Origin of the sequence: Methylophaga sp. UBA1464, from assembly GCF_002325665.1 — a bacterium.
GTDB lineage: Bacteria > Pseudomonadota > Gammaproteobacteria > Nitrosococcales > Methylophagaceae > Methylophaga.
This window is the reverse complement of sequence record NZ_DCSO01000091.1, coordinates 4,513-12,177: the sequence shown is the minus strand read 5'-3', so window position 1 is coordinate 12,177 and position 7,665 is coordinate 4,513. Positions and strand designations below refer to the sequence as shown.

General features: G+C 45.3%; 7 protein-coding genes. All 7 read left to right on the top strand.

Going from position 1 to position 7,665, the window contains the following annotated elements:
• Nucleotides 1-585 (top strand): 3-isopropylmalate dehydratase small subunit (leuD, locus tag B3O33_RS12365; protein ID WP_292363729.1); only part of this gene is annotated, 585 nt, incomplete at its 5' end.
• 27 nt (nt 586-612) lie between these two features.
• On the top strand, nt 613-1,683 hold the full coding sequence (gene leuB, locus B3O33_RS12360; RefSeq protein WP_292359034.1) for a 3-isopropylmalate dehydrogenase: 1,071 nt from the start codon (nt 613-615) through the stop codon (nt 1,681-1,683).
• Between the two features lie 20 nt (nt 1,684-1,703).
• Complete coding sequence (locus tag B3O33_RS12355; RefSeq protein ID WP_292359036.1) at nt 1,704-2,726, top strand: aspartate-semialdehyde dehydrogenase; 1,023 nt, start codon at nt 1,704-1,706, stop codon at nt 2,724-2,726.
• A 32-nt stretch (nt 2,727-2,758) separates the two neighbouring features.
• Complete coding sequence (locus tag B3O33_RS12350) at nt 2,759-5,602, top strand: FimV/HubP family polar landmark protein (RefSeq protein WP_292359038.1); 2,844 nt, start codon at nt 2,759-2,761, stop codon at nt 5,600-5,602.
• Between the two features lie 10 nt (nt 5,603-5,612).
• A complete protein-coding gene (gene truA / locus B3O33_RS12345) occupies nt 5,613-6,392 on the top strand; it encodes a tRNA pseudouridine(38-40) synthase TruA (protein WP_292359040.1) in 780 nt (259 codons plus the stop codon).
• Nucleotides 6,393-6,429: 37 nt separating this feature from the next.
• Nucleotides 6,430-7,044, top strand: a complete 615-nt coding sequence (locus B3O33_RS12340) for a phosphoribosylanthranilate isomerase (protein WP_292359042.1) — start codon at nt 6,430-6,432, stop codon at nt 7,042-7,044.
• Nucleotides 7,037-7,665: pyridoxal-phosphate dependent enzyme (locus B3O33_RS12335; RefSeq protein WP_292363727.1), on the top strand; the 629-nt coding region annotated here is incomplete at its 3' end. The genes B3O33_RS12340 and B3O33_RS12335, both read left to right, overlap by 8 nt.

Sequence of the window (7,665 nt, the reverse complement as noted above, 5' to 3'; positions counted from 1 at the left end):
GTCGATACAGATGCCATTATCCCCAAACAGTTTTTGAAATCGATTAAACGCAGTGGCTTTGGCCCTAATCTGTTTGATGAATGGCGTTATCTGGACCATGGCGAACCTGGACAGGATTGCAGTAATCGCCCCTTAAATCCGGATTTTGAATTGAATCAACCACGTTATCAAGGCGGTACCATATTATTGGCGCGTGAAAACTTTGGTTGTGGTTCAAGCCGTGAACACGCGGTTTGGGCATTGGAAGATTTTGGTATACGGGTGATTATCGCCCCGAGTTTTGCTGATATCTTTTTCAGCAACAGCAGTAAAAATGGCATTCTCGCTATAAAACTTGATGAAAAACAGGTTGATAAATTATTCCATCAGGTTGAGGCTTCACCGGGCTATAAGTTGACGGTTGATTTACCCGAGCAAACTATTCTTTTACCTGATGGTGAAAAATTTCATTTTGAAATTGATAGCTTTAAAAAACACTGTTTGCTTGAAGGCCTGGATGATATCGGTCTGACTCTCAAACATACTGATGATATTAAAGCTTACGAAGCACGCCGCCGTGAACAGGCGCCGTGGTTATTTTCCTAATAATAAATTTTAAAAGTAATAACATTCATGACAAAAAAAATTGCAGTATTGGCCGGCGATGGTATCGGCCCGGAAATCGTTGCTGAAGCCGTCAAAGTTTTAAATGCTTTCAAGCAGGATGGTTTAGATATTGAACTGGAATATGGTTTGATCGGTGGTGCCGCCTATGATGAAACCGGCAGCCCACTGCCAGATGAAACCCTGCAGATGGCCAAACAGGCTGATGCCATCTTATTAGGCGCCGTTGGCGGTTATAAATGGGAATCATTGGATATCAGTGTACGTCCCGAAAAAGGTTTATTGGGTATTCGTTCACAATTAAACCTTTTTGCCAATTTACGTCCGGCCCTGTTATATCCACAATTAGCTGATGCTTCCACTTTGAAGCCCGAAGTCGTTGCTGGTCTGGATTTAATGATTGTGCGGGAATTGACTGGTGGTATTTATTTCGGCCAGCCAAGAGGGATTCGTACCCTGGAAAATGGTGAAAAAGAAGGCTACAACACCCTGGTTTATCGCGAAAGCGAAATTAATCGTATCGGTCGCGTGGCATTTGATATTGCACGCAAACGCCAAAGCCGCGTGTGCTCGGTAGATAAAGCCAATGTACTGGAATGCACGGAATTATGGCGTGAGACCATGACAAGCTTGTCTAAAGACTATGCTGATGTCGAATTAAGTCATATGTATGTTGATAATGCGGCAATGCAGCTGGTACGTGCACCGAAACAGTTTGACGTTATGGTGACCACCAATATGTTTGGCGATATTCTGTCTGATTGCGCGTCGATGCTGACGGGCTCGATTGGCATGTTGCCGTCTGCTTCACTGGATGAAAACGGTAAAGGCATGTATGAACCAATTCACGGATCAGCGCCTGATATTGCTGGACAAAACATTGCTAATCCGCTGGCAACCATTCTGTCAGCTGCTATGATGTTACGTTACACGCTTGATCAACCGGCTTTTGCAGATCGTATTGAAAAAGCGGTCAGTAAAGTTCTGGATCAAGGTTTGAGAACAGCAGATATTTTTTCCGCGGGCACGACTCGTGTGACCACTGCTGAAATGGGCGATGCCGTTGTGGCAGCGCTGTAACAAAAGAATTTAGGTGAATTGTGACTAAACAAGTTGATATTGCTGTTGTAGGGGCGACCGGTGCGGTAGGTGAAGCCATGCTTGAGATCCTGCATCAGCGTAAGTTTCCTGTAGGTAAAGTCTATGCCTTGGCCAGCGAACGCTCGGCTGGCTCAACCGTACAGTTTGGTAACAAATCGTTAATAGTTGAAGATCTGGCCCAGTTTGATTTTTCCAAAGTGCAGATCGGTTTGTTTTCGCCAGGTGCCAGTGTTTCTGAAATTTATGCACCCAAAGCGGCCGCCGCAGGCTGTATCGTTATTGATAATACTTCACAGTTTCGATATGACGATGATGTACCCTTGATTGTGCCGGAAGTGAATCCAGAGGCTGTGGTGGGGTACAAAAAGAAGGGTATTATTGCCAATCCCAATTGCTCAACTATTCAAATGCTGGTGGCATTAAAACCCATATATGATGCGGTTGGCATCAAACGTATTAATGTCTGTACTTATCAGGCAGTATCCGGAAGTGGTAAACCGGCTATGGACGAATTGGCTAAGCAAACAGCGGCGTTGTTAAATGGTCGACCTGTTGAAGCTGAAGTTTATCCTAAACAAATCGCTTTTAATGTGATTCCGCAAATTGACGTCTTCATGGATAACGGCTACACCAAAGAAGAAATGAAAATGGTGTGGGAGACTCGGAAAATCATGGGGGATAATGATATTCAGGTGAATCCTACCGCGGTTCGTGTGCCAGTGTTTTTCGGTCACTCAGAAGCAATTCATATTGAAACCAGAGATAAAATTACGGCTGAAAAAGCCAAGGAATTGCTCTCAGCATTTGAAGGCATCGTAGTGGTTGACGAGCATAAAGATGGTGGTTATCCAACCGCTGTCACAGAATCTTCGGGGCAGGATCCTGTATATGTAGGGCGTATCCGGGAAGATATTTCACATCCAAACGGTTTGAATTTATGGGTCGTCTCAGACAATGTCCGTAAAGGGGCTGCACTGAACAGTGTACAAATCGCCGAACTTCTGGTCGATAAATACCTCTAGGCATTGCTGAATTGTCAAGGAAGGGGAGTTAAATGAAACAGAAAACGTTGGCCAGTTTGTCGGTAGCTACGGCACTTGGTTTATTAACTCCCTTAACCGGGTACGCTTTTGGACTTGGACAGATAACCCTGCATTCAGCTCTGAATGAACCTTTCAGAGCTGAAATATCTGTCAATGCGCTCAGAGAGGATGAGCGTGGTAACTTACAAGTCAGGTTGGCTTCCACTCAGGATTTTGAACGAGCCGGGCTGGATAGAAGTTTTCTGCTAACACAACTGAATTTTGAAGTGGTTGAAGAGGCCAATTCGACGCGAATAATGATCACTTCTGATGTGCCAATTAAAGAACCGTTTCTGGGTTTTTTATTGGCAGCAACGACCGGCCAGGGAAAATTACTACGCGAATACACAGTTCTTTTGGATCCGCCTAAAGAGTTGTATCGTAATCAGGCAAGTCGTGCGCCATCAGGTTCATCTCTTTCCCAGCGAAGCCAACCAACACCTGTAGCGTCACGCCAGGAACCAACGGCATGGACAGCAAGCCGTGATAACGTGTCTGAGTATAAGGTACACTCGCGTGACACCTTGTGGAGCATTGCAGAGAGAACCAGGCCTTCAGCAAATATTACAATGCAGCAGATGATGTTAGCTCTGCTTAACGCAAATCCCCGGGCATTTCAGCAAAATAATGTTAACAGTCTCTATGCGGGCAGTACGCTTAGAATTCCTTCAACAGACGAAATTACTCGCATTTCTGCCAGCGAAGCAAAACAGACGGTTGATCAGCAAAATGCTACATGGCGAAACCGTTCACAGGCCGTTACGCCAGTACCAACCGCAAATGAAGTAGCACCATCAATATCAGTAAATGAGGAGGCTTCTCCGGAAATTGATGCGGAAGCTGATGATAATGCTGTAGCGAATCCTGATGACGAATCAGCTTCATTGCAAGCCGATGAGGAAGATGCCGCTGCAGAGAGTGCCCGTTTGAAATTAATTGCAGCTACAGAAAACAGCCTGCTTGATGCTGATCCAGAGATTAATGGTGACCCTGATTTACAAAAAATAAGTGAGCAACTGACTCTGGCCCAGGAAACAATAGAGGCCCAATCTCAGGAAAATATTGATTTTAAAAATCGTATGGATGCGATGGAACGCCAGCTGGATACCATGCGGCGTCTTATTTCTCTGAAAGATGCAGATATGGCAAGACTGCAGAGCTTGCTAGAGCAGGATGAATCGCAGATGGATTTAGCCACGCTCGTCGATGAAGCTAATGCCATTCTGGAAGGCAGTGAAGCTGACAATATCGCAAATCTGAATACTTTATCCGAAGATGCCACTCCTAAGAGTGATGACGATAATGATTGGCAACCTGTTGAGATTAACAATGGCGAATCTGTCTCAGGCATCTTAGGTGAGGGTGAAGCATTACCAGAGTTGAATGAAGACTCTTATGGCGTTATAGCTGAAACTGATGAAGATAAGGCTGCGGAACAAATGGATACGCAGCTGGATGAAAGTACCGCTGATCCAACAGAATTGGAAACAGCCTCAGCAGAGGTTGATGTTGCCATTGATGAAGCTGCCCAGATGCTGGATCTTGACCAGCAGCAGATGGATTCTCTTTACCAAAGGGTCCAGGCTTTTGTCATAGCCCATAAGGTTGAATCCTTGCTTGCGGTATTACTGTTACTGTTAATTTTGTGGATGATCTTACGTCGCAGCCAGCGTGAAGTCAGCTGGGATGATGCCGTCAGTAAAATCCAAAAAAATAAACCTGTCAAAGCAGACCCCGAAGCGGGCACTGTCAATATTGTCGCGCCATCAGTAGATGAGATAAACACCTCGGTAGAAAGCAAAACCAAAACAGTTGAAGAATTGGTCGAACAGGCAGAAATGTTTGTCGGTTATGCGGACTATGTGCAGGCAGGGACCGCACTTGAACAGGCTCATCATCAAGCTCCCGACGATAACGATATTGCTGCAAAATTGATGTTTGTGTACTACAAACAGCAAAAATCTGCAGATTTCATTGCCTTGTTGAATACCACTGGGATTGATGAAACCCATCCTCAGTGGCCAGAGATCAGAAACTGGGGCAATCAGTTACTGCCACATAATCCATTATTTGCTGAGCAATCAGAAGCAATGGATGAAGAAAGTACAGTGCAAGAGGAAGCCAGAGTCAATATTGAAGAAGACAGCGCTACAGAACAACCACAACCACTGGATTCCTCTGCTGAGACGGAAGAATCCGATCATATAGACTTCAATCTGGACGATTATACAACCGATTCGGCTCAATCTTCACAGGGTGATGAAGTGTATCAGCGTGATGAGGAAGACTTGTTGCCATTTAATCTCAATGAAGTGGCAGAAAAAGATACAGAAATTGAAACCGAGGAGCCGGATGTTCAGTTTGCTGAAGATGACAACGATTTACGAATAGATTTAGATCAGGATAATGTCTTGCAGCCTGATTCATCTGCCCCCGACATTCTGGATTTGGCTATTGATGAATCTGAAGAAGATGCAGAGCAAGTTGCCTCAGATGAGTCTGAGGAAGTTATATCACTTGATTCTGACGAGTTGGATTTATCTGCTTTTGAAATTGAAGATGAGCCTGCAACAGAGACTGATGATGTTATCGAAGATTATTTGAATCTGGATAGCAGTTTAGACGATGAAGAGCTGGACTTTGATCTCAGCGACTTTGATTCAATAGATGAAGCCGAAACTAAATTAGATCTGGCAGAGGCATACAAGGATATGGGCGATCCTGAGGGTGCAAGAGGTATCCTTGAGGAAGTCCTTGAGCAGGGCACTGATGAACAGAAAAAACGAGCGCAAGAACTGCTCGATTCTTTGATATAACGGTTCATCTGTGAGGATAGCCCTAGGTGTCGAATATGACGGCAGCCAGTTTCATGGCTGGCAGTTTCAGCCAGGACAGCGCACCGTTCAGAGTGAGTTGCAAAAAGCAGTTTCATTGATCGCTGATGCACAGACGGAAGTTTTTGCTGCAGGCCGGACTGATACTGGTGTCCACGCATTAAATCAGGTTGTTCATTTTGACACCGAGGCGATGCGCGAAGACCGTAACTGGTTGTTGGGACTGAATTCCAACCTTCCACATGATATCTGTATTAAGTGGGTCAAGCCTGTTCCTGAAAAATTCAATGCCCGTTTCAGTGCAAGCAAACGCCGCTATCGTTATTTAATCCTCAATCGTGACAGTCGTTCCAGCGTACATCATCAGCGGATGTGGTGGGTTTACAAATCTCTTGATGAACATAAAATGCAGCTGGCTGCTGATTTGTTGCTTGGACAACATGATTTTTCTGCCTTCAGAGCACAGGAGTGTCAGGCGAAAAGTCCGGTTAAAACCTTGGATAAATTAATTGTTACTCGACGTGATGACTGCATTGCTGTGGATGTTGAAGCAAAATCATTCCTTCATCATATGGTACGTAACTTATTAGGTGTACTGGTTCCGGTAGGTGAAGGAAAAAGACAGGCAGAATGGGCTTTGGAAGTGTTACAAAGCCGGGATCGGAAAATGGCCGGTGTCACCGCACCACCTCAAGGTCTTTATCTGACAGATGTGGTTTATCCCGACGAATATTTATTGCCGACAGTGTCAGGTTTTCCAGTGCTCTGGTAAAGTATCAGGCTAACATTTGGAAAGCTGATAACCTCAGATGAGAACCCGCGTTAAAATATGTGGCATTACGCGTCGCCAAGATGCTGAATTTGCTGTGAAAAGCGGGGCGGATGCTATCGGATTGGTTTTTTATGGGCCGAGTCCCAGAGCCGTGACAATAGAGCAGGCCGCCGCAATTACAGCGCAGTTACCACCTTTTATCAGCAATGTGGGTTTATTTGTTAATGCAACTGCTGAGGCAGTCTGGCAAACGCTTGAACAGGTACCGCTAGGTTTATTGCAATTTCATGGTGATGAATCTGCAGAGTTTTGTGCGCAGTTCAAAATGCCGTATATCAAAGCAATACGTATGCAGTCAGTAGCAGACTTGCAACAGGCGGATAAAAGATTCCCGGAAGCATCCGCCTTATTGCTGGATAGTTATCAACATGGTGTGCCCGGGGGAACCGGTCAGACGTTTGATTGGTCAATGATTACGGCTGTTAGCAAGCCATTGATATTGGCGGGTGGCCTGACAGCTGAAAATGTTGCACAAGCTATTCGGCAGGTTTCGCCTTATGCAGTGGATGTGAGTGGCGGAGTAGAAGAGTCGAAAGGACTTAAAAGTAATAATAAAATAAGCGCATTCATGCGAGAGGTGGCAAATGCCTGAGACACAGATTGATGATTACTTTAAACATTACCCGGATGAGTTAGGTCATTTTGGGCCCTATGGTGGTCGCTTTGTAGGCGAAACCTTGATGGGCGCTATTTATGAGCTTGAAGAAGCCTACAAACAATATAAAAACGATGCAGCTTTTCAAGCTGAAATGGATAAAGATCTGGCCGACTTTGTTGGTCGGCCTTCACCAATTTATCATGCCGAAAACTGGACACGAAAGTTAGGCGGCGCGCAGATTTATTTAAAACGCGAAGACCTCAATCATACCGGTGCGCACAAAGTAAACAACACAATCGGCCAGGCGTTGCTGGCGAAACGGATGGGCAAAACCCGTATTATTGCTGAAACCGGTGCCGGTCAGCACGGTGTTGCTACGGCAACGGTTGCTGCGCGACTGGGAATGGAATGTGTCGTTTACATGGGCGCTGAAGATGTTGAACGTCAGGCACAGAATGTCTATCGCATGAAGCTGCTGGGGGCAGAAGTCGTGCCTGTTCAGTCAGGTTCTAAAACACTGAAAGATGCTTTGAATGAAGCCTTGCGAGATTGGGTCACGAATGTTGATGATACTTTCTATATTATTGGCACGGTTGCCGGGCCGCATCCATATCC